The sequence below is a fragment of the Ornithinibacillus bavariensis genome (assembly GCF_050433565.1).
Taxonomy (GTDB): domain Bacteria; phylum Bacillota; class Bacilli; order Bacillales; family Amphibacillaceae; genus Ornithinibacillus; species Ornithinibacillus bavariensis.
The window spans coordinates 168,544-191,644 of sequence record NZ_JBNPWZ010000004.1; the positions used below are offsets into that span (position 1 = coordinate 168,544).

A 23,101-nucleotide genomic window follows, 5' to 3' on the forward strand; every position below is an offset into this window, starting at 1 on the left:
ATGAAAATGAAGATTAACTATAATGTTACGGGACCAAAAAGAAAAGCACTGGTTAACGCAATCAGCCAACAACTAAACGCCCCTGTAAAATATCTCGGAGCACCTACATTTGCATATGAGGTGGCAGACTACAATGTTAACAAAAACGGAGTTCTAAGCGGACCAGATAAAAAGGAACTGGTCGATGATCTATTGGGACTTCACGACTTCAAAGCAATTTCAGAAGAATTTGACGCACCACCTCCGAAAGCAGAAGCAAATGAAACGGAAGAATCTATCAATCTGATAATTCAAATGCCACGGGCAGATTTTACCGACACGGCAATCGAGAACCTAAAAGGATTGGTAGAGAGCAAAGCAACTCTAATAAAGAAAGCAATTGATACGGATTCCATTCCCATCATTGTATATGAGGAATTTGTAGCATTCCCTTGGTTTCAAGGTGAGTGCTCCTCAGAGGAGGTTAAGGCATACACCCATTTTGTCACGGCACTTTGCGAAATGGCGAAAAAACAGACCCGTGTCAACTCCACCGAGAAATCAGTAGAGAATGAAAAATATGCTTTCCGTTGCTTCCTGCTAAGGCTTGGTTTTATCGGACCAGAATATAAGATGGAACGAAAGATTCTCCTTTCCAAGCTTTCAGGTAGCTCCGCTTTCAAAAGCGGAACGGCCAAGCAGGAGGTGAGTGAACAATGAATATCATTCACCCAGAAATGCTAAAGCAACTTAGAAGCTATTACACTCCAGGAACACGTGTGATGCTACTTAAAATGAACGACCCTTATACTAAACTTCAGCCTGGATCTAAAGGTACGGTTACTAGTGTTGATGACATAGGAACGATTCATGTCAGTTGGGATTCGGGTGGTTCCCTTGGAGTAGCCTTTGGTGAGGATTTATGCAAGAGAATCGAAGAGTAAACATGAATCGGAGGAGGTAATAAATGAATGAGATAATCAAAGAACAAATCCTTTCCATCCGAGAAAGTGGAGTCACAAATATGTTTGATGCAAACCGAGTCCAGTATGAAGCAAATGAACGAGGGTTTTATGAATTGGTAGTCTATTTAATAGACCATAAAACGGAATATGCTCATTTCATACTGACGGGGGAAGTGGATGAAAAGAAGTAAATAAAATTTAACTAGGATAAGGAGAAGGGCTTCATCTATAGGATTGAGGCTCTTTTCTTTTGTCCTTTTTCATAAAAGGGGCGGTGTTTATGCGGAAACTGAAGAAATATAAGCCGACCGCCTTTATAGCTGATGGGTCATATTACGATAAGGATGCTGCTGATTACGCTGTAGCTTTTATCGAAGCACTCTCCCATACGAAAGGTTTATGGGCAGGTAAGCCTTTTGAACTTATCGATTGGCAGGAGCAAATAATCCGTGATTTATTTGGAATTTTAAAGCCAGATGGATATCGGCAGTTTAATACTGCTTATGTAGAGATACCTAAAAAGATGGGAAAAAGCGAGCTTGCCGCAGCAATTGCACTTCTCCTCACTTGCGGTGATGGTGAAGAACGGGCGGAGGTGTATGGTTGTGCCGCCGATCGCCAGCAGGCATCAATTGTATTTGAAGTAGCAGCCGATATGGTGCGGATGTGTCCGGCACTGAATAAACGAGTAAAGTTGCTGGCTTCAACTAAGCGATTGGTGTACCTGCCGACCAACAGCTTCTATCAGGTATTGTCGGCTGAAGCCTACTCCAAACACGGCTTCAATATACATGGTGTTGTTTTCGATGAACTTCATACTCAGCCAAACCGGAAACTATTTGATGTTATGACGAAGGGATCTGGGGATGCAAGGACCCAACCGCTGTATTTTCTTATCACCACAGCGGGAACGGATACTCAAAGTATCTGCTACGAAACACACCAAAAAGCGGTTGATATTATTGAGGGCAGAAAATACGATCCTACCTTTTACCCCGTAATCTATGGTGCTAAAGAAGAGGATGATTGGACAGATCCAAAAGTGTGGAAGAAAGCAAATCCAAGCTTAGGAATTACGGTGGGAATTGACAAGGTAAGGGCAGCTTGTGAAAGTGCAAAGCAAAACCCTGCTGAAGAGAACAGCTTCAGGCAGTTAAGATTGAATCAGTGGGTTAAACAGTCTGTCCGTTGGATGCCAATGGCAAAGTGGGATGCCTGTGCATTTCCAGTTATACCAGAAAGTCTTGAAGGGCGGGTATGTTATGGAGGTCTTGACCTATCTTCTACAACAGACATTACAGCCTTTGTGTTGGTGTTCCCACCAGAGGATGAAACAGATAAATACATTGTTCTTCCGTATTTTTGGATGCCAGAGGACAACATTGACCTCCGAGTCCGAAGAGACCATGTGCAATACGATCTTTGGGAGAAGCAAGGGTATATTCTAACCACAGAAGGCAATGTAGTGCATTACGGCTACATTGAGCGGTTTATTGAAGAACTGGGCGAAAAGTATAACATTCGAGAAATTGCGTTTGACCGTTGGGGAGCTGTTCAAATGGTTCAGAACCTTGAAGGATTAGGCTTTACTGTCGTTCCTTTCGGTCAAGGCTTTAAAGATATGTCACCATCAACCAAAGAACTGATGAAATTGACATTAGAAGAAAGAATAGCCCACGGTGGGCATCCAGTGCTTCGTTGGATGATGGACAACATCTTTATAAAAACTGATCCGGCAGGTAACGTGAAACCGGATAAGGAAAAAAGTACAGAAAAGATAGATGGTGCGGTAGCGACCATCATGGCACTTGATCGTGCTATCCGTTGTGGCTCAGGTAATAGCGGAGATTCAGTGTATGACGAGAGAGGTTTGATTGTCTTTTAAACCTTAATGGTTAACAACAATGTTTATATTCGGAGGTGACGCCTATGAATCTAATAAAAGGACTGTTTCGGTCAAGGGACAAACCGCAAAACCGTGTGGGTAGTGCATTTTCCTTCCTGTTTGGTGGTACGTCATCTGGCAAAACAGTGAACGAGCGTACTGCAATGCAGGCAACTGCGGTGTATGCTTGCGTAAGGATACTAGCTGAAGCAATTGCAGGACTGCCACTACATGTATATAGATATCGTTCTGATGGAGGTAAAGAAAAGATTCCCTTCCACCCGCTGTATTACCTTCTTCATGATGAACCAAATCCAGAGATGACTTCATTCGTGTTTCGAGAAACACTGATGAGTCATCTTTTGCTTTGGGGAAATGCCTATGCACAGGTGGTCAGAAACGGTCGTGGGCAGGCAGTGGCGCTTTATCCCCTACTCCCCAACAAGATGGAGGTTAGTCGAGCAACAAATGGTGAGCTGGTCTATACCTATTACCGTGATACGGATGAAAGTGGCCTAAACCCAAAAGGCGGCTATGTCACACTCCGTAAAGATGAAGTTCTTCACATTCCTGGCTTAGGTTTTGATGGACTCATTGGTTATAGCCCTATTGCCATGGCTAAAAATGCAATCGGTATGTCACTTGCTACTGAAGAGTACGGTGCGGCATTCTTTGCCAATGGTGCTAATCCGGGAGGTGTGCTGGAACACCCAGGGGTAATCAAAGATATAAAGAGGGTCAAGGATAGTTGGAATAGTGCCTATCAAGGCACAGGCAATGCTCACAAAATTGCTGTGTTGGAAGAGGGCATGAAGTTCCAAGCCATTGGTATCCCACCGGAACAGGCACAATTTCTTGAAACACGGAAATTCCAAATTAATGAGATTGCGAGGATTTTCCGAGTGCCACCCCATATGGTGGGTGATCTTGAGAAGTCTAGTTTCTCCAATATTGAGCAGCAGTCTTTAGAGTTTGTAAAATACACCCTCGATCCGTGGGTGGTGCGATGGGAACAAAGTCTTCAGCAATCGCTTATTTTGCCTTCTGAGAAAACTTCATTGTTTATCAAGTTCAATTTAGATGGTCTGCTTCGTGGAGATTATCAAAGTCGTATGAATGGTTACGCTACAGGTCGACAGAATGGCTGGATGTCAGCCAACGATATCCGTGAACTGGAGGATATGAACCGCATACCGGCTGAGGAAGGTGGCGACTTATATCTGGTTAACGGAAATATGACAAAACTGGCTGACGCAGGTGCGTTTGCCAAAACCGAAGGAGGTCAGTAAATGAGGAAGTTTTGGAACTGGGTACGAGATTCTGATGAAGAACGTACCCTCTATTTAAATGGAGTGATATCCGAAGAAACGTGGTGGGGCGATGAGGTCACACCTAAGATGTTTAAAGATGAATTGCTGGTAGGCACCGGCGATATTACGGTGTGGATTAATTCTCCTGGTGGTGATGTGTTCGCAGCAGCTCAGATTTATAACATGCTGATGGAGTATACCGGAAAAGTCAATGTAAAGATTGATGGGCTTGCGGCAAGTGCGGCATCCGTTATTGCAATGGCAGGTGGAGATGTATATATGTCCCCGGTTTCCATGCTTATGATTCATAACCCGTCAACTATTGCTATCGGTGACAGTGAGGAAATGCTACGAGCAAAAGCACTATTAGATGAGGTTAAGGAAAGTATTATTAATGCCTATGAGTTAAAAACGGGTCTTTCCCGAACAAAACTCTCCCATCTGATGGATGCAGAATCATGGATGAATGCAAATAAAGCCATTGAACTTGGTTTTGCAGACAAGATCATGTTCATGGAAAGTGAAACACCAGATTTGACGGATAGTCTTATCTTTAGCAGGATGGCGGTTACTAACTCGCTTATCAGCAAACTGCCAAAACAACCAAAACAGAAAACAGGTACACCCATTGAGTCGCTGGATAAGCGGCTTTCTTTAATTTCGCACTAATTTAAAGGAGGAAATAACAATGAGTAAAATTCTCGAATTGCGCGAGAAACGCGCTAAAGCATGGGACGCAGCAAAGGCATTCCTTGATTCAAAACGTGGCGGTGATGGACTGTTATCCGCTGAGGACACGACAACCTATGAAAAAATGGAAGCCGATGTGGTGGCTCTTGGTAAGGAAATTGAACGTTTAGAACGCCAAGCATCTATCGACTTGGAACTGTCGAAAGCAACCAGTAACCCAATTACGAACGAACCTACTAGAACTGGAGAGGAAAAGACCGGTCGTGCAAGTGCTGAATACAAAAGAGCTTTCTGGAATGCGATGCGTGACAATGTTAGCTATGAAGTAAGAAACGCTCTAAAGATTGGCACTGATTCTGAAGGCGGATTCCTTGTGCCAGATGAGTTTGAACGTACTCTAGTAGAAGCTCTAGAGGAAGAAAATATTTTCCGTAGATTGGCTAATGTGATCACTACATCTTCTGGTGACCGTAAGATTCCTGTTGTTGCAAGCAAAGGTACAGCAAGCTGGATAGATGAAGAAGGAGCTATCCCAGAAAGTGATGACAGCTTCGGTCAAGTATCCATCGGGGCCTATAAACTAGCGACAATGATTAAAGTCTCTGAGGAGCTACTAAACGATTCCGTGTTTAATCTCGAAAGCTACATCACAAGAGAATTTGCCCGTCGCATTGGTAACAAGGAGGAGGAAGCCTTCTTTGTAGGTGATGGCACAGGTAAGCCAACAGGGATTTTAAATGCCACAGGCGGCGGTCAAGTTGGTGTTACTGCGGCAAGTGCCACTGCCATTACTTTGGATGAGGTTTTAGATTTATTCTACAGCTTGAAAGCACCTTATCGTAATAAGGCAGTATTCGTAATGAATGATGCCACTATAAAAGCTATCCGTAAATTAAAAGACGGTAATGGCCAGTACCTATGGCAACCTTCCATCCAAGCGGGAACACCTGATACTATTCTTAACCGTCCGCTGTACACCTCATCCTATGTACCTACTATTGAAGCAGGTGCAAAGACTGTGGTATTCGGTGATTTTAGTTATTACTGGGTGGCAGACCGTCAAGGACGAGTATTCAAACGATTAAATGAACTCTATGCTGTTACAGGTCAAGTAGGATTTATTGCGACTCAACGAGTTGATGGAAAGCTTATCTTACCGGAGGCCGTTAAGGTACTCCAACAGAAAGCCTAACGGAGGTGCCTTATGAGTTATAACACGAAGAATTATACCGAACAAGGCGGAGAAAAAACTGTCATCGGCGGTGTTTTAGAAATTAAAGAAGGGGCCTCGGTTACGGGGCTTCCTGTTGCTGAAAACCAGGCAGACAGCACCGCCACCGATGTTGCTGGTCTAGTTACGGACTTCAATGCCCTGCTGGCCAAACTAAAAGCAGCGGGGCTTATGGAGGCTGACTAAGGTGGAATGTAAAGGAGGTTGGTGGTATGGCAGTGGCAGATAATCTCTTGCCTAAAGTTAAAGCGAACTTAATTTTAGCACATGATCAGGATGATGCTCTCCTCATTGGATTTATCACTGCTGCAGTCTCCTATGCACAGAGCTATCAGCACGTTCCTGAAGACTATTATGAAACCCATGCTATGCCTCCAACAACAGAACAAGCAGTGATTATGTTATCGAGTCATTTCTATGAAAGTAGAGATGGCTCGACGGCAGGTTTCTTTGCTGATAGCGTACAGGCGGGGCAACAAGTATGGAACACGGTGAACTTACTATTGCGACTTGACCGTGAGTGGGGTGTTTAGCATGAGCTTTGGAAAGATGAATACCTTCATCGATATCATTAGCACGGTACCAATAAAGGATGAGGAAGGTTTCGCTACAAAAGGTGACAACATACTCGCTAGTGTACTTGCTTACAAGGAAGATCGTCATGGCAGTGAGCAGTGGACGAATATGGCATCATTTTCATCTGCAACTTCCTTGTTTCGGTTTAGGAAAATTTATGGACTTAAGGTGACCAATGAAATGGTTATCGTCTGTGATGATGGCAGATATCAGATTTTAAGTGTTGAGGATGTAAGAAACCGAGGGATGTATGTCGAGGTTTTAGCCGAAAAGCTAGAACCAACTGTGAGGTGATGGATATGGCAAAAGCGAATATAAAGATGCCAGAAGAATTCCTTTTAAAGGTATCCCGATTAGCTGACCAGACCGATGTGATTCTTCCTAAGGTTTTGGAAGTTGGCGGTGAAGTGGTGCTGGATAAAGTCAAAGGAAATCTAAGTAAGGTGGTTGGCAAGGGCACGAAATATCCATCCAAGAGCACTGGCGAGTTGTTATCTTCACTGGGCCTTTCTGGTGCAAAGCAAGATAGAAACGGCAATTTCAATGTAAAAGTTGGCTTTGCTGAGCCTCGCTCTGATGGTGAGAGCAATGCTAAACTTGCCAGCATTATCGAATATGGCAAACATGGTCAGCCTGCAAAACCCTTCCTAAAGCCTGCGAGGAATGCATCTAGGAAACCTTGCATCAATGCAATGGTCGCCAAGCTGGAGGAGGAAATCGAGAAGATATGAATATCTTAGAGGAATTGAATACACTTGTGACCGCTATACCGCTCCCCGTGGAAACCGGGGTTTTTTCAGGTTTGGCACCAGATGAGTATGCCGTGATTCTCCCTCTTTCGGATATTTTTGAAGTTCATGCGGATAACCGTCCAAGCTTTGATGTGCAGGAAGCGAGGATATCACTGTTCTCAAAAAATAACTACCTAGAGCGGAAAAGACAGCTCACAACGGCTTTAATAAATGCAGATTTTACTTTGACCGAACGAAGATATATCGGTCACGAGGATGATACTGGATATCATCATTACGCCATCGATGTGGCGAAAAACTATAGATTGGAGGAATAACACATGGCAACGATCGGTCTTGATAGACTGTACTATTCAAAAATAACCGAGGACGCTAATGGTGAGGAAACATATGCCCAACCTTCTGTGCTGGCAAAAGCCATCACTGCTGAACTTTCGGTAGAACTGGTGGAAGCAATTCTATATGCTGACGACGGTGCGGCTGAGGTTGTGAAAGATTTTAACAGTGGTACTCTCACTCTCGGTGTAGACGACATTGGTCCGACAGTCGCAGCGGATTTAACTGGTGCTTCTACAGATGACAACGGAGTATTAATCTCAGCCAGTGAAAACGTGGGTACACCCGTTGCAGTTGGGTTTCGTGCGCAAAGAGCTAATGGAACATACCGCTATTTTTGGTTGTATCGCGTTAAGTTTGGACTACCAGCAACCAACTTGCAGACAAAGGCTGATTCTATTACCTTTTCTACACCCACCATTGAAAATTGAATACACTTGTGACCGCTATACCGCTCCCCGTGGAAACCGGGGTTTTTTCAGGTTTGGCACCAGATGAGTATGCCGTGATTCTCCCTCTTTCGGATATTTTTGAAGTTCATGCTGATAACCGTCCAGGCTTTGATGTGCAGGAAGCGAGGATATCACTGTTCTCTAAAAATAACTATCTAAGGCGGAAAAGACAGCTCACAACTTCTTTAATAAATGCAGAGTTTACTGTGACAGAACGAAGATATATCGGTCACGAGGATGATACTGGATATCATCATTACGCCATCGATGTGGCTAAAAACTATAGATTGGAGGAATAACACATGGCAACGATCGGTCTTGATAGACTGTACTATTCAAAAATAACCGAGGACGCTAACGGTGAGGAAACTTATGCCCAACCTTCTGTACTTGCAAAAGCCATCACTGCTGAACTCTCGGTAGAACTGGTGGAAGCAATTCTGTATGCTGACGATGGTGCGGCTGAGGTTGTGAAAGACTTTAACAGTGGTACTCTCACTCTCGGTGTTGACGACATTGGTCCGACAGTTGCAGCGGATTTAACTGGTGCTTCTACAGATGACAACGGAGTATTAATCTCAGCCAGTGAAAATGTGGGTACACCAGTTGCAGTAGGGTTTCGTGCACAAAGAGCTAATGGAACATACCGCTATTTTTGGCTGTATCGCGTTAAGTTTGGACTACCAGCTACCAACTTACAGACAAAGGCTGATTCCATTACCTTTTCTACACCCACCATCGAAGGAACCGTTATGCGTAGGAATAAGCTAGATGGATTGGGCAAGCACCCATGGAAAGCGGAAGTTACAGAAGGTGATCCTGGTGTTTCATCGACCACCATAACAGGCTGGTTCACTGAAGTCTATGAACCTGTATATACACCTGAACCATAGGAGGGGAAATCATGGATAATGATAGAAGTGCCTTAATCAACATAGGTGACAAAGAGTATGAACTGGTTTTAACTACACGTGCAACAAAGGCCATTGCGGGTCGTTACGGTGGTCTTGAAAACCTTGGAGAAAAGCTGATGAAATCAGAAAACTTCGAGATGGCACTGGACGAGATTGTTTGGCTAATTACATTGCTTGCAAACCAGTCCATTTTGATTCGTAATCTTAAGAATAAGAACGCACCAGAAGAATTGCTTACAGAGGAAGAAGTGGAGCTTCTTACTTCACCGCTTGACTTAGCGGCATATAAAACTGCAATTACCGAGGCAATGTTCAAAGGTACAAAGAGAAATGTGGAAAGTGAGGAGGAAACTCCAAAAAACGTGGAAGTCGGGTAACGGACGCTGAGGTCTTTACCCGGCTTCTTTATTATGGAACAGTCCAGATGGGCATGGAGGCAGAGGAATTCTGGCTTCTGCCAATTGGACTGTTTTTTGATTTATGGGCTTGCCATAAGCAGTGGCATGGCATTGAAAAGCCAAAGAAAACTCAGACCATTGACGATATTATCCCACTAGGCATATAGGAGGAGGTGAAGGGATGGCGGATAATTTTGGATTAAAAATAGGTGTCGAGGGTGAGCGAGAATTTAAGAAGGCACTCTCCGAAATCAATCAATCATTTAAGGTACTAGGTAGTGAAATGGCCCTTGTAACCAGTCAATTTGATAAAAACGATAAATCCATTCAATCGATCACGGCTCGAAATGCCGTTTTAAATAAAGAAATTGACGCACAGAAAGAAAAGATTTCTACCCTTAAGGCTGCCCTTGATAATGCCTCCTCCTCTTTCGGTGAAAATGACCGTCGTACCCAAAACTGGCAGATACAATTAAACAGGGCTCAGGCAGAACTGAACCTTATGGAACGTGAACTTGAGGAGTCTACAATTGAAGCGGATAATCTCGGTGAAGAGTTAGAGAATTCCGGTAAAAGTGCAGAGGATGCTGGTGGCAGGTTTGAAAAGCTTGGCGGTGTACTCAAGGGAATTGGTGTGGCGATGGGTGCGGTTGCCGTTGCCGCTGGAGCCGCGGCTATTAAGTTAGGTAAAGAGGTAGTTACTCAGTTTGGAGAATTAGAACAAAACCTAGGTGGATCGGAGGCGGTTTTTGGAGCATATGCTGCATCGATTCAGAAAACTGGTGAGGAAGCCTATAAAAATCTAGGTGTTTCCCAAAGTGAGTACCTTGCAACTGCTAACAAAATGGGCGCGTTATTCCAAGGTTCTGGTATACAGCAACAGAGAAGTCTTGAGCTAACTGAAAAGGCCATGCAACGTGCGGCAGACATGGCATCTGTTATGGGTATTGATATGTCCTCGGCATTGGAGGCAGTCACTGGGGCGGCAAAGGGTAACTTTGATATGATGGATAACTTAGGTGTTGCGATGAACGCTACAAACATCGAAGCCTATGCTCTCGCAAAGGGTCTGGATTTCACTTGGAATACTGCAACACAAGCGGAAAAAGCCGAAGTAGCAATGCAAATGTTCTTTGAGAACACAGAGCAGTATGCAGGTAACTTTGCAAAAGAATCAACCGAGACAATCTCCGGTTCTATTGGGTTACTACAGGCCGCACTTGGTTCATTTACAGCTGGACTCGGTAATGCCAATGCTGATATGACGAATCTGACTGAGAATCTTGTTGATGCTTTCGAGGCGGTTGTCACTAATATTGTACCGGTTTTAGAAAATATCGTAGCCGCCTTGCCAACAGCGACAGGCGCAATATTAGCGGCGGTTGCAGACTTGCTACCAATGCTTCTTGAATTGGTTACAAATATATTCGCGCAAGTACTGGAAACAATTTTGAGCCTTTTACCCGAACTTATTCCAGCGACGGTAAGTGCTCTAATGACGATTGTCGGTGCATTAATTGATAACCTTCCACTGCTAATAAATGCAGCAATTGAATTAGTAACAGCACTTGTGGAGGGAATCGGCATAGCGTTACCACAACTCATCCCTGCGGCAGTTTCTGCAGTTATGCAGATTGTCCAAGGATTGATGGATAACCTACCACTCATTTTGGATGCCGCTTTGCAGTTGATTAAAGGGTTAGCACAGGGATTGGTAGAGGCAATACCTCAGCTTACTTCTGCCTTACCGGTCATCATCAAAGCAATAGTGGATTTTATCATTGCATCTATTCCACAGATTATTGATGCGGGTATTCAATTATTGACCTCACTGGTCACAGCTTTGCCTACCATTATTACAGCAGTTGTGGAAGCAATTCCGCAAATTATCGATAGTATCATCAGTGCTGTTATTGGGTCGATTCCATTGATTATTGATGCAGGTATCCGGCTTCTAATATCACTCATACAGGCATTGCCACAGATTATTACTACTGTTGTCGGTGCTATTCCCAAGATTGTTAACTCGCTGGTCAATGCCATTATTGGTAACATCGATAAGATTATCTTAGCGGGTGTACAACTGTTTGTGGCACTGATTGCAAATCTGCCAAGGATAATCGTGGAGATCGTAAAAGCCGTACCGCAGATTATCTCTGGACTGGTTAGGGCCTTTACTGGCTATATCGGTCAAATGGCACAAGTGGGCGGCAATTTGATTAAAGGGTTGTGGAAGGGTATATCAGACGCAGGTGCATGGTTATGGGGTAAAATATCCGGGTTTTTCGGAAATGTTGTATCGAGGATAAAAGACTTTTTCGGTATCCGCTCCCCTTCAACTCTATTTGCTGGAATTGGCCACAACATGGGTGAAGGTATCGGTGTAGGTTTTGAGGATGCAATGACAGCAGTTTCAAGGGATATGCAAAATGCAGTACCAACCAGCTTTGATTTTAATTACAGAGGTGTATCTGGACAAGGTAATGCCACGGGTTCAAGTATCACTCAAAATATTTCAGTTGTGACACCTAAAGCTCTATCAGAAAAAGAATTAGCACGGGAGTTTAAGAACCTATCCCGTAAACTGGCACTTGAATTGTAAAGGAGGTACGGAAATGGAGCTAACATACACCAATAGAGATGGAGAGAGTATTACGCTTAAGCAAAGCCGACCGTACTTTCTTACGAAGGTAGACGGTACTGGAAATATTCGTCAAACCGTCAACACTTTCAAGGCGCCGGATCAGGATGGCGCTTTTTATATTTCCTCCACACTAGATATGCGAAACATAACGATTGAAGGTACGGTTGTTGCTGATACTCCCGATGAAGCCTTTAAAAGGAGACAACGATTCCTTCAAATATTCAGCCCAAAGCTACTAGGGACCCTTCAATACCGTGACCGACAGATATCCTGTGTGGTGGAGGAGGCAGGCTTTAGTGTTTCTAATCGGCAACGAATACCAAACTTCTTTGTCAGTCTACTCTGCCCATCCCCTTTCTTCGAGACATTAAATGAGGTGCGAGAGGAACTGGCATCATGGATACCGCTATTTGAGTTTGAATTGGAAATTCCTATGAGCGGGATGGAGTTCGGAATGCGTCAACCTAGCCAAATCATTACAGTGGAAAATATCGGGGATGTATCTTGTGGATGTGAGATTGTATTCCGAGCCTTAGGTACTGTGTCGAACCCTGAACTATTAAACATAGACATGGGAGAATATATCCGACTTCTCACTACAATGAGCGCTGGGGATGAACTTCGCGTATACACCCACTTCGCTGGTAAGCGTGTGGTCCAGATTAATGGGTCAACGATTACAAATGCTTTTTCACTGTTGGATACCAATTCGGTGTTCTTTCAACTCGCGGCAGGTCTTAATACACTACGATACGATGCTTCAGTCAATATGGAACTGCTAGAGGTTAGTATTTACTTTCGTCCGCAGTTTCTGGGGGTGTAAAGATGGAACTGTATATCTACAATTCAAACCGAGAGCTTGTGGGCATTGTGGAGTCCTTCGAGTACTTACGCTGGACGAGACGCTATTCCCAGTGTGGCTCATTTGAGTTAAAAGCGATTGCAACTTTGGAAAATACAGAACTATTAAAGGAAGGGAATATCATCTGGAAAAATGATGATGAGGAAGTCGGGATCATCGAACATCTGGAACTTTCTCAAACCGAGCATGAAATTATTACTGCAAGTGGTCGGTTTGCAACTTCCTTCCTCTCCCGCCGCATTGTTTGGCAAACGGAGAAATTGTCTGGTGATATTTCTACTTGTGTAGAGCAACTTTTAAATAATAATCTTATCAATCCTTCTGATGTAGCAAGGAAGATTGCGAACATATCCTTTTCTGCTCCAAACTTTAATGTTCCTATCAGCACACAGGTATCGTATCGAAATTTGATGGATGCTGTGACGGAACTATGTGTTGCATCGGATGTTGGCATTAAGACTGTGTTCACTCCTACTACAGGGGTTTTTACCGTAGCGTTATATATGGGAACGGAATCACAAGCTGTATTTTCTAAGGAATATGAAAACCTTACAGAACAGATTTATACAATAAGTGCTGGAGATTATGCCAACACCGCCCTTGTTGGTGGTGAAGGAGAAGGTCCAGACAGAACTTTTGTTGCAATTACAAGTGGCTCTGGTGAGACAAGGCACGAAATTTTTGTGGATGCTAAGGACTTACGGGCAGAAGACTTTGGTTTAGATTACATTGATACATTAATCTTTCGAGGTCAAAGTAAGCTGAGTGAGCAAGCCATACGCTATTCATTTGATACATCGGTCAATCCACACGGTAATTTGTCATATAAGATAGACTTCGATCTTGGGCAGACCGTCAAAGTTATTTCCAAAGCATGGGGTGTATCCATGACGACACGTATCACCGAAGTTGAAGAAACTTATGACGCAGATGGCCGGAGTATCAGTGTAGTATTCGGAAAAGCTGAATTGACAATAGCCCAAAAATTACACTCCGACTTGAGCGAGGTGAAAACAGCAATATCGGCTCCAACTGGCATATCTGAAATTGCACAGGCTTTAGGAGCAGTGGAGGATACGCTAGTAGCAGTTGAGGAAACCTTAGGCGACTTGACGGAGGTAGATTCAAAGATTCAAGGAGACAACGTAGCATCTACTATCAACAATCTGTATGGAAAACTACCTGCGCTCGAAATCAATGTTGGCGGAGGAACTATATCGATTGGACAATATGCGTTGTATTATATGAAACCTGGAGATGCCTTTTATTTCACCTCATGGAGTGGCAATAAGTTTAGTGACCAGCCAAGTGACGACGGCCATGTCTTTTTGATAAAACATAGCGGGGACAATACGGGAAATGGATATCAGCGGGCAATGGGTTTCTTTATTTCTCGCAATACGCTGACTTTCTATGTGATTTCTGTTTTCGTATTTAATAACCCTTCTGGACAAGCAAACTGGCTTAATATCAATAATGAACCTGTAACTACTGCAAGAATTGCCAATGGAGCAGTTACAGGTTTAAAAATTGCAGACCGTACAATTACAGCTACTAAAATGGTTTCTTCTTTTAGCGACTATTCAACTACAGAACAAAACACTGGGCGACTATGGATAGATGGTAAGACAATTTATCGCAAGCAAGTGAATCTTGGGACACTTACAAATACGACACCGAAAAGCGTAGCTCACGGCATATCAAACCTCAGCACTATTGTCAGTTTAACAGGCTTTGCGACAAATGGGACCGTATTCTTGCCACTGCCCCTTGCCCGGTACAACAACTTCGCATCGCAAATCGGACTCTTCGCAAATAAGACCGACATTGTAGTCGAACCAGGCAATGATAGAACTGCGTATACAGGCTATGTAGTAATAGAGTATACAAAAACGGAATAGAAGGAGGAGTGATTGATGGAAAAAAGCGGATTTTTCAATTCATCCGATGGTGATAGAGTCTATGATGCAACGGACTTCGCTGCATACTTTGGAAGCCTTGTCTCGAATGGTGTGTTTTATGCGACACCAACAAACTTACTGGTATCTCCTGGGATTGGATTAGCAGTAACCATAGCACCGGGCAGTGCATGGATTAATGGTTATAGATATGAAAATACGGATGTTTTAAATAAACCCCTTGCTACAGCAGATGGGAGCAATCCTCGCATAGACAGGGTTGTGGTTCGTTTAAGTCAAATCACGAGAAGCATTCAGCTCGCCATTGTTACTGGTACTCCAACGGCATCGCCCATAGCTCCGGAGTTGACAAGAACAAGCGATGTCTATGAACTAGGTATTGCTGATGTTCTAGTACCTTCAGCTGCTACATCGATTTCAGCAAATAACATTATTGATACTCGGTTGAATACTAGTCTTTGCGGGTTGGTAAACTCGCTAGTTTCTGCGGTTTATGAATAGGAGGTGAATATAAGTGGCGGATATTAACGGTATAACTTTGCAGGCGGGTTCTAGCCCGACCGTTCATTACACGATTACTTATACTAAAAGCCGACCTAATAATAGTCAGATGACATACAACTTCACCATATCCGCTGCGTTAGGTTCATCAGGTTCCTTTATTCGTAGTGGTTATGCATTGCTTTGCACTATGACTGTAAATGGATCTTCTTCACAAGTGCGTATTAAAGCGGCAGACGGAGATAACTGGGAAGGGACCACACCAAGGATTAGATATGTTTCGGTGACCTGTGCTTCTACTACAGGTAATGCAACCCAGCCAGTCACATTCAAAGTGGTATCTGATGGACGATTACCATTATCCTCTGGTGTGATTACCAATTCAAGCTATACGGTACTAAGTGCTCCATTGCTTACTACGGCTTGTGGAGCCCCGACATCTTGTACGGTTTCCCCGACACTTGCGGAAGGGGATGTGACTCTTTCTTGGAGTGGTGCTTCTGGGGGCATCAATAATACGATTTCTAGTTATGAGATTCAATATAGTGATTCTGCCGATAACATCACATGGGGAGCATGGACTGCTCTGACAACTGTGACCACCACAGCATCAAGTGGCAGTGTATCAGTAGCACCGCCCTCAACGCGAGGTAATTACCGAAGATTTCGTGTACGAACCCGTGGTACAGCAGGAGCTAGTTATTACTCTAGCTGGAAAGTATCCACAAACAGCGTCCGCAGGAATACGGTACCAAAGCCAGCAACGACTGCTGTTGCCTCCCCTGCGGCATATAGTAATGAGACTATCACACTTACTTGGAGCGGAGCGTCTAGCGGTACCAGTCCAATTAAGGGGTATCAAATTGCCAGTCGCACATCCACGGATAACAGCACATGGAGTGCGTGGAATGTGTTGACCATGTTGACATTGGCAGCAAGCGGTGGTAGCTATAATCCAATTGTATCGAGGACCCCAGGAACATATACACAATTTGGTATTTGGACAATTGACACATTTGATGTTTACTCAATAGAGAAAATCAGTAATAGCATTTATTGCAACATCACTGCCTGTGCAGCACCGACTGCCTGCACGGTAAGTGCAACATTATCTGAAGGAAACGTTACTCTTTCTTGGAGTGGAGCAGCTGGTGGCGCAGGTAATCCCATCACTTCCTACGAAATACAATATAGTGATTCGCCAGATAATAGCAATTGGGGTGCTTGGTTGGCATTGGCGATAGTCAATACTTCTGCAACAAGCAGTATTTTAAATGTCAGTCCACCTGCTACACGTGGTCATTATCGTCGGTTCCGAATAAGAACCCGTGGTACAGCTGGAGAGGATTTTTACTCAGGCTGGACTATTACCAGTAATACTGTTCGTAAAAACATACTACCAATACCGCCGACTTCTTTTACCGCAAACCCTCCTATCTATGAAGTAAATACAATAAACCTTTCGTGGAGTGGAACGGTACCTGGAACCAGCTCCATCAAGCAATATGTTATTCAACAGGCCACTTCGATAGATGGACTAAATTGGTCTGCTTATGAAGCACTGACGACAGTTATTTCCAATGCGACTTCAGGCACTCTTCAGGTAAATGCCTCACAGGTTGCCGGTAGATATACTCGTTATCGAATCAGCGTCACAGATGCACTTGATGCAGTGTCTGCCTATGTTGTTAGTAACGCGGTAAAGAAAAACAGCCCGCCTGTAGCACCGATAGTGGACTGTCCAATGTCTGGCAATTTTACTTATAATGCTACACCACGTTTTATGATTACAACAGGAATTGAACCAGATGGACAAACACAAATAGTGGAGGTAAGGATTGACTCTGGTCCATGGCAAAATAGCGTGGACAATCCTGAGCGGTTTTCTGTAAGCGGCTATCTTGGTAATGGTGTCAAGACGGTTTACCAAGCAGAACCTCTTTCTGTAGGAAATCATACGGTTACTTTTCGTTGCCTTGACAGTGATATCGAGTCAGCAAGCACAGAAGTTGTTCGTACCTTCACGATTTTAGCATTACCTTTTGAAATCATCACCGCTAATGTGACACATGTAAAGGCAGCGCATATTAAGACGCTTCGAACTGCTATAAACAGGGTACGTAGCTATTACAATATGTCCCCTGCAACTTGGAAAGAGGAGATCATCGCAAGAAAGACCACTGTTAAGAATTGGCCATTCCATATCGTTGAAATGCGTAAAGCTATTGATGCGATTATTATGATAATTAATAGTTTTGATTCTTCCCATGCGTTCGATATACCATCTGTCACATGGCTACCTATTGGTACAGGAAGGCCTAGGGCAGATGTGATGCAACAAATTCATGACCTAATAAAAATAATGTAAAAATAAAATTCAGCGCTCTTGTCATTTGCAGGGGCGCTTTTCTATATGGAAATACACGAAACGGAGGTGTCTTTAATGAAAGAAATTTGGAATTGGATACAGCTGGCTATTGCCGCAGTCGGTGGATTTCTTGGGTGGTTTCTCGGCGGTTATGACGGATTTCTCTATGCACTGGTAGCCTTTGTGATCATTGACTACCTGACAGGTGTCTTTTGTGCAATTGCAAACAAAAAACTGTGTAGCGAAATCGGTGCTAAGGGGATTTTCAAAAAGGTACTCATCTTTATAATGGTAGGCATCGCTCATATTATCGATACACAAATTTTGGTTAGTATTGGAGAAAATAGTGGCATTTTACGAACAGCAGTAATCTTTTTCTACCTAAGTAATGAAGGAGTATCCATTTTAGAGAACGCTGGACATATTGGACTGCCTATTCCAGAAAACCTAAAATCGGTTTTACAGCAACTACATGGACGTGATGGGGAACCGCCTAAGCCTGGTGGTGGAAGATGATTGACTTAATATTTGATTAGAGGTGATTTTAATGAAGTTACGCAAACTATTACTTACGAACAATGCCTGCTATAAAGCGGGTAAAATCATAACGCCAAAGGGTATTATGGTTCACTCAACTGGAGCTAACAACCCGTGGCTCAAACGATATGTTGGCCCTGACGATGGCTTGCTAGGAAAGAACCAATATAACAACCATTGGAATCAAGACAAACCTGGAGGCCGTCAAGTATGTGTCCATGCCTTTATTGGTAAATTAGCAGATGGTTCCATTGCAACCTATCAAACATTGCCTTGGAATCACCGAGGTTGGCATGCTGGAGGAACTGCAAACAATTCTCATATTGGATTTGAAATTTGCGAGGACGGTTTGACCGATGCCTCGTATTTTTCTGCTGTTTACAAGGAAGCCTTGGAGCTTTGTGTATATCTTTGCAAACTCTATGGGTTAAGTGAAAAAGATATCATTTGTCACAGCGAAGGTTATAAACGAGGCATTGCCAGTAACCATGGCGATGTGATGCACTGGTTCCCTAAACATGGGAAGAGCATGGACACCTTTCGAGCGGATGTGAAGAAACTATTAAGTGCTGAAAATAAACCAGTAGACTCTGTGAAAAAGAAATATTACCGTGTGCAGATCGGTGCTTATTCTGACAGTGCAAATGCTGAGGCACAGCTTGCTAAAGCTAAAAAGGCAGGCTTTACGGATGCATTTATTAAGTATGATTAACAAATGGGGCGAGTTAAAAATCATCGAGATTCCTAAATAAAATATTAAACCGTTAGATTATCTAGCCTGTAGGGGTTCTTCCCTTGCAGGCTCTTTTTTATGCTCTGATTCAAATTAAATTTTACAAATCCTCAACTTCGACCTGTTCCCACGGCTATTAGGTAGGAGGTGATTCTTAGTGAATCAGCACGAGGATAAAAAAGTTACTAAGATCTCGGATGAGGTTGTAGACAAAAGCACCACCGTACTTAAGAGAGTATCACAGGAACAGTTACAACGTGAGTTTGATTATATCCAAGCAGAAAAATTGCTGAGAAAGATGCTCGAAAAAGGCTTAATAACTGAAGCGGAATTCAACAAAATAGACGCATTAAACCGCCAAACATTCTACCCCTTTTTAGCTGAGATAATGCCCTGAAGCCGTTGATATATAAGGGTTTCAGAGGTAATATGTGACCTACCAAGAAGGAGGTGAGAGGATGAAAAAGATAACGAAAATAGAAGGGAATCTAGCCAACTCTTTTATTAAGCCAAAAACACGAGTGGTTGCCTACTGCCGAGTTTCAACAGATAGTAATGAACAGCTAGTCAGCTTGCAAGCGCAAAAGGCTCATTATGAGACTTATATAAAGGCGAATCCAGAATGGGAATATGCAGGCTTATATTATGACGAGGGAATCAGTGGCACGAAAAAGGAAAACCGCTCTGACCTGCTTAGAATGTTATCAGACTGTGAAACTGGAAGGATTGACTTAATTATTACAAAGTCCATCAGCCGATTTGCGAGAAATACTGCAGACTGCTTGGAGATGGTTCGAAAACTGATAGGCCTTGGGGTTCATATCTATTTTGAGAAGGAAAATATCAATACGGGTTCAATGGAAAGCGAGTTGATGCTCTCCATTTTAAGTGGGCTTGCAGAAAGTGAGTCAATTTCCATTTCAGAAAATACGAAGTGGGCCATTCAAAGACGATTTCAAAACGGAATCTTTAAAATTTCCTACCCGCCATATGGTTATCAAAATAATGACGGTCAAATGATAGTAAACCCCAAGCAGGCTGAAGTTGTGAAGTATATTTTTGCAGAGGTATTATCGGGCAAAGGCACACAGAAAGTTGCAAATGATCTTAATCAAAAGGGTATCCCATCAAAAAGAGGTGGTCGTTGGACAGCTACTACGATTAGAGGGATTCTGACTAATGAAAAATATACTGGTGATGTTATTTTGCAAAAGACTTATACGGACAGCCATTTTAATAGGCACACCAATTATGGTGAGAAAGATATGTATCTAGTAGAAAACCATCATGAGGCAATTATCAGCCATGAAGATTTTAAAGCTGTAGATGCCGTTCTCAATCAGAGAGCAAAGGAAAAAAGCATCGAAAAGCGCAACAGCAAATATCTAAACCGATATGCTTTCTCTAGCAAAATTATCTGCTCGGAATGTGGCAGTACCTTTAAAAGAAGGATTCATTCATCTGGAAGGAAATACATCGCTTGGTGCTGCAGTAAGCATATAAGCCAGATAACGGAATGTTCCATGCAGTTCATACGGGATGACGATATAAAGACTGCATTTGTTACGATGATGAATAAACTCATTTACGGTCAGAAGTTCATATTAAGACCACTTTTGAATGGGTTACGTAACCAGAATAATGTAGCGAGTTTTCGTAGAATTGAAGAGTTGGAAACTAAGATTGAAAACAACATGGAGCAGAGTCAGATGCTGACGGGTTTAATGGCCAAAGGATATCTGGAACCTGCTCTGTTTAATAAAGAAAAGAATTCACTGGAAGCAGAAAGAGAAAGGCTTCTTGTCGAAAAGGATCAACTTACTCGTTCCGTCAATGGGAATTTTACAAAAGTTGAAGAGGTTGACCGTCTGCTTAAGTTTGCAACTAAGTCCCAAATGCTTACAGCCTATGAGGATGAGCTGTTTGAAAATTACGTAGAAAAGATTATGGTCTTTTCACGAGAGGAAGTGGGATTTGAATTAAAATGTGGAATCGAATTGAAGGAAAGGTTGGTGAATTAGATGGGTCACACACCCTATGGATATAGAATTGAAGATGGAAAGGCTGTTGTAGATGAAATAGCAGCAGAACAAGTAAAAGAATTATTTTCAGGATACTTGGCAGGACTTTCTTTGAAGGGTGCTACTAAAAAAGCTGGGATAGACTGCTACCATGCCACAGCAAGTAAGATGTTGCAGAACAAGCATTACTTGGGCGATGAATTCTACCCTCCAATTATTGATGAAGAGACCTTTGAAAAAGCCAGAGTAGAAAAACGAAAACGAGCAGAAAAGCTCGGAAGGATATGGGAGCCTAAAGATGAACCGGTAAGGGATTACCCTGTAAAGTTCAAAGTAAAACCTCTGGTGCAAAAATATGAAGATCCATACAAGCAGGCGGAATATGCTTACAGTCTGATAGAAAGTGAGGTGTAACAAGTGGCGGTAAGTAGGAATGTAACAGTGATTCCGGCAATTAAACGGGTTGGAAATAATAAAAATAGTGAAAGCAAACCCAAAATACGAGTGGCTGCTTACTGTCGTGTTTCAACGGATAGTGAAGAGCAGGCTTCAAGTTATGAAATTCAGATCGAGCATTATACAAAATATATTAAGAAGAACAAGGAATGGGAACTGGCAGGTATTTTTGCAGATGACGGCATCACAGGTACAAATACCAAGAAGCGTGAAGAGTTCAACCGCATGATTGAAGAATGTATGGCAGGAAAAATTGACATGATTATCACAAAATCCATCAGTCGATTTGCCAGAAATACGTTAGACTGCCTTAAATACATCCGTCAGTTAAAGGATAAAAACATTGCTGTGTTCTTCGAGAAAGAGAATATCAACACCATGGATTCAAAGGGTGAAGTGTTGTTAACCATCATGGCATCCCTTGCCCAACAGGAAAGCCAATCCTTAAGCCAGAACGTTAAGCTGGGAATTCAGTATCGATATCAGCAAGGTGAAGTTCAGGTCAACCACAAGCGTTTCCTTGGATACACCAAGGATGAAAACAAGCAACTAGTGATTGACCCAGAGGGTGCTGAGGTTGTTAAACGGATTTATAGGGAGTACCTAGAGGGAGCCAGCCTTTTACAGATAGCAAGAGGACTAGAAGCAGACGGTATTCTAACAGCGGCAGGTAAATCAAAATGGAGGCCAGAAACGCTGAAAAAAATACTACAAAATGAAAAGTACATCGGTGATGCCCTTCTACAAAAAACATATACGGTTGATTTCCTTTCTAAAAAGCGAGTCAAGAATAACGGCATCGTTCCCCAGTATTATGTAGAAAATAGCCACGATCCTATCATTCCGCGTGAGCTTTTTATGCAGGTTCAAGAAGAGATGGTTCGAAGAGCAAATCTTCGCGGCGGCAAGGGCGGTAAAAAGCGAGTTTACAGCAGTAAGTATGCTTTATCGAGTATCGTTTACTGCGGACAGTGCGGTGATATTTACAGACGGGTACATTGGAATAACCGAGGATACAAGTCAATTGTTTGGCGATGCGTCAGCCGTTTGGAGGAGAAGGGATCTGAATGCACTGCCCCTACCATAAATGAGGAAACATTGCAGACTGCAGTGGTCAAGGCTATTAACGAACTTTTGGCTAACAAAGAACCCTTCCTCTCAACCTTGCAGAAAAACATAGCTACTATATTTAATGAAGAAAATGATAATGCCACTGATGACCTTGACAGCAAATTGGAAGAATTGCAACAACAGCTTCTTATCCAAGCAAAGTCCAAGAATGACTATGAAGATGTTGCTGATGAAATTTACCGCCTTCGAGAATTAAAGCAAAATGCACTAGTTGAAAATGCAGAGCGAGAAGGAAAAAGGCAACGAATCGCTGAAATGACTGATTTCTTGAATGAGCAATCCTGCGAGCTGGAGGAATATGATGAGCAGTTAGTAAGACGGCTTATTGAGAAAGTAACAATTTACAACAGCGATTTAACTATTGAATTTAAATCAGGAATTGAGAGACAAATAGAAATGTGAAATATAAATCTACCCAAGCCCATGTTAATGCATACATGG

The 23,101-nt window shown here is 42.9% G+C and carries 28 protein-coding genes; all 28 read left to right on the forward strand.

The features are described 5' to 3' along the window. Positions 1–6 precede the first annotated feature (6 nt). The 28 genes from HNR27_RS09575 (at position 7) to HNR27_RS09710 (ending at position 23,062) form a co-directional block, all read left to right on the forward strand. Positions 7–699: a hypothetical protein gene (locus HNR27_RS09575; protein WP_015926205.1), complete on the forward strand. Its 693-nt coding sequence runs from the start codon at positions 7–9 to the stop codon at positions 697–699. Further along, on the forward strand, positions 696–923 hold the full coding sequence (locus HNR27_RS09580) for a DUF4314 domain-containing protein (RefSeq protein ID WP_055742201.1): 228 nt from the start codon (positions 696–698) through the stop codon (positions 921–923). Before HNR27_RS09575 ends, HNR27_RS09580 begins: the two co-directional genes overlap by 4 nt. Before the next feature lie 23 nt (positions 924–946). Next, positions 947–1,135 carry a DUF5049 domain-containing protein gene (locus HNR27_RS09585; RefSeq protein WP_015926203.1) on the forward strand — a complete coding sequence of 63 codons (189 nt, stop codon included), beginning with the start codon at positions 947–949 and terminating at the stop codon, positions 1,133–1,135. A gap of 89 nt (positions 1,136–1,224) precedes the next feature. Continuing rightward, a complete protein-coding gene (locus tag HNR27_RS09590; protein ID WP_147716704.1) occupies positions 1,225–2,829 on the forward strand; it encodes a terminase large subunit in 1,605 nt (534 codons plus the stop codon). A 44-nt stretch (positions 2,830–2,873) separates the two neighbouring features. After that, positions 2,874–4,118: a phage portal protein gene (locus HNR27_RS09595; protein ID WP_429339608.1), complete on the forward strand. Its 1,245-nt coding sequence runs from the start codon at positions 2,874–2,876 to the stop codon at positions 4,116–4,118. Beyond that, complete coding sequence (locus tag HNR27_RS09600) at positions 4,119–4,808, forward strand: head maturation protease, ClpP-related (protein ID WP_429339609.1); 690 nt, start codon at positions 4,119–4,121, stop codon at positions 4,806–4,808. 19 nt (positions 4,809–4,827) lie between these two features. Then, positions 4,828–6,021 (forward strand): phage major capsid protein, encoded by a 1,194-nt coding sequence (locus HNR27_RS09605; protein WP_042357485.1) that lies wholly within the window; start codon positions 4,828–4,830, stop codon positions 6,019–6,021. Between the two features lie 12 nt (positions 6,022–6,033). Continuing rightward, a complete protein-coding gene (locus tag HNR27_RS09610) occupies positions 6,034–6,246 on the forward strand; it encodes a head fiber protein (RefSeq protein ID WP_027625342.1) in 213 nt (70 codons plus the stop codon). Between the two features lie 47 nt (positions 6,247–6,293). Beyond that, positions 6,294–6,593 carry a head-tail connector protein gene (locus HNR27_RS09615; protein ID WP_425456156.1) on the forward strand — a complete coding sequence of 100 codons (300 nt, stop codon included), beginning with the start codon at positions 6,294–6,296 and terminating at the stop codon, positions 6,591–6,593. A gap of 1 nt (position 6,594) precedes the next feature. Next, a complete protein-coding gene (locus tag HNR27_RS09620; RefSeq protein WP_042357481.1) occupies positions 6,595–6,930 on the forward strand; it encodes a phage head closure protein in 336 nt (111 codons plus the stop codon). Positions 6,931–6,935: 5 nt separating this feature from the next. Continuing rightward, positions 6,936–7,367: an HK97-gp10 family putative phage morphogenesis protein gene (locus HNR27_RS09625; protein ID WP_036175034.1), complete on the forward strand. Its 432-nt coding sequence runs from the start codon at positions 6,936–6,938 to the stop codon at positions 7,365–7,367. After that, a complete protein-coding gene (locus HNR27_RS09630) occupies positions 7,364–7,705 on the forward strand; it encodes a hypothetical protein (RefSeq protein ID WP_042357479.1) in 342 nt (113 codons plus the stop codon). Before HNR27_RS09625 ends, HNR27_RS09630 begins: the two co-directional genes overlap by 4 nt. Before the next feature lie 3 nt (positions 7,706–7,708). Continuing rightward, complete coding sequence (locus HNR27_RS09635) at positions 7,709–8,155, forward strand: major tail protein (RefSeq protein ID WP_429339610.1); 447 nt, start codon at positions 7,709–7,711, stop codon at positions 8,153–8,155. A 53-nt stretch (positions 8,156–8,208) separates the two neighbouring features. Beyond that, positions 8,209–8,475: a hypothetical protein gene (locus HNR27_RS09640; protein WP_429339611.1), complete on the forward strand. Its 267-nt coding sequence runs from the start codon at positions 8,209–8,211 to the stop codon at positions 8,473–8,475. 3 nt (positions 8,476–8,478) lie between these two features. After that, the gene (locus HNR27_RS09645; RefSeq protein ID WP_018664396.1) at positions 8,479–9,069 is read left to right on the forward strand and encodes a major tail protein; all 591 of its coding nucleotides are present in this window, start codon (positions 8,479–8,481) and stop codon (positions 9,067–9,069) included. Positions 9,070–9,080: 11 nt separating this feature from the next. Then, positions 9,081–9,467, forward strand: a complete 387-nt coding sequence (locus tag HNR27_RS09650; RefSeq protein WP_340773325.1) for a hypothetical protein — start codon at positions 9,081–9,083, stop codon at positions 9,465–9,467. 47 nt (positions 9,468–9,514) lie between these two features. Further along, positions 9,515–9,655 carry a hypothetical protein gene (locus tag HNR27_RS09655; RefSeq protein WP_000525096.1) on the forward strand — a complete coding sequence of 47 codons (141 nt, stop codon included), beginning with the start codon at positions 9,515–9,517 and terminating at the stop codon, positions 9,653–9,655. 14 nt (positions 9,656–9,669) lie between these two features. Continuing rightward, the gene (locus HNR27_RS09660) at positions 9,670–12,090 is read left to right on the forward strand and encodes a phage tail protein (RefSeq protein ID WP_429339612.1); all 2,421 of its coding nucleotides are present in this window, start codon (positions 9,670–9,672) and stop codon (positions 12,088–12,090) included. Positions 12,091–12,103: 13 nt separating this feature from the next. Then, positions 12,104–12,955, forward strand: coding sequence for a phage tail family protein (locus tag HNR27_RS09665; RefSeq protein WP_429339613.1), 852 nt, complete (start codon positions 12,104–12,106; stop codon positions 12,953–12,955). Positions 12,956–12,957: 2 nt separating this feature from the next. Beyond that, positions 12,958–14,895, forward strand: a complete 1,938-nt coding sequence (locus HNR27_RS09670; RefSeq protein WP_100330410.1) for a siphovirus ReqiPepy6 Gp37-like family protein — start codon at positions 12,958–12,960, stop codon at positions 14,893–14,895. Positions 14,896–14,910: 15 nt separating this feature from the next. Continuing rightward, on the forward strand, positions 14,911–15,414 hold the full coding sequence (locus HNR27_RS09675; protein WP_019155104.1) for a hypothetical protein: 504 nt from the start codon (positions 14,911–14,913) through the stop codon (positions 15,412–15,414). 13 nt (positions 15,415–15,427) lie between these two features. Continuing rightward, entirely contained in the window at positions 15,428–17,782 is a 2,355-nt protein-coding gene (locus tag HNR27_RS09680; RefSeq protein ID WP_429339614.1) for a phage tail protein, read from the forward strand. A gap of 75 nt (positions 17,783–17,857) precedes the next feature. Further along, entirely contained in the window at positions 17,858–18,298 is a 441-nt protein-coding gene (locus tag HNR27_RS09685; RefSeq protein ID WP_027625352.1) for a phage holin family protein, read from the forward strand. Positions 18,299–18,329: 31 nt separating this feature from the next. Beyond that, on the forward strand, positions 18,330–19,031 hold the full coding sequence (locus HNR27_RS09690; protein ID WP_429339615.1) for an N-acetylmuramoyl-L-alanine amidase: 702 nt from the start codon (positions 18,330–18,332) through the stop codon (positions 19,029–19,031). A gap of 178 nt (positions 19,032–19,209) precedes the next feature. Next, positions 19,210–19,449, forward strand: a complete 240-nt coding sequence (locus tag HNR27_RS09695; RefSeq protein ID WP_078110007.1) for an SHOCT domain-containing protein — start codon at positions 19,210–19,212, stop codon at positions 19,447–19,449. Between the two features lie 61 nt (positions 19,450–19,510). Continuing rightward, on the forward strand, positions 19,511–21,073 hold the full coding sequence (locus tag HNR27_RS09700) for a recombinase family protein (RefSeq protein WP_429339616.1): 1,563 nt from the start codon (positions 19,511–19,513) through the stop codon (positions 21,071–21,073). Beyond that, entirely contained in the window at positions 21,074–21,487 is a 414-nt protein-coding gene (locus tag HNR27_RS09705) for a recombinase family protein (RefSeq protein ID WP_027625356.1), read from the forward strand. Positions 21,488–21,490: 3 nt separating this feature from the next. After that, on the forward strand, positions 21,491–23,062 hold the full coding sequence (locus HNR27_RS09710; RefSeq protein WP_078110009.1) for a recombinase family protein: 1,572 nt from the start codon (positions 21,491–21,493) through the stop codon (positions 23,060–23,062). The last annotated feature ends 39 nt before the right edge of the window (positions 23,063–23,101 follow it).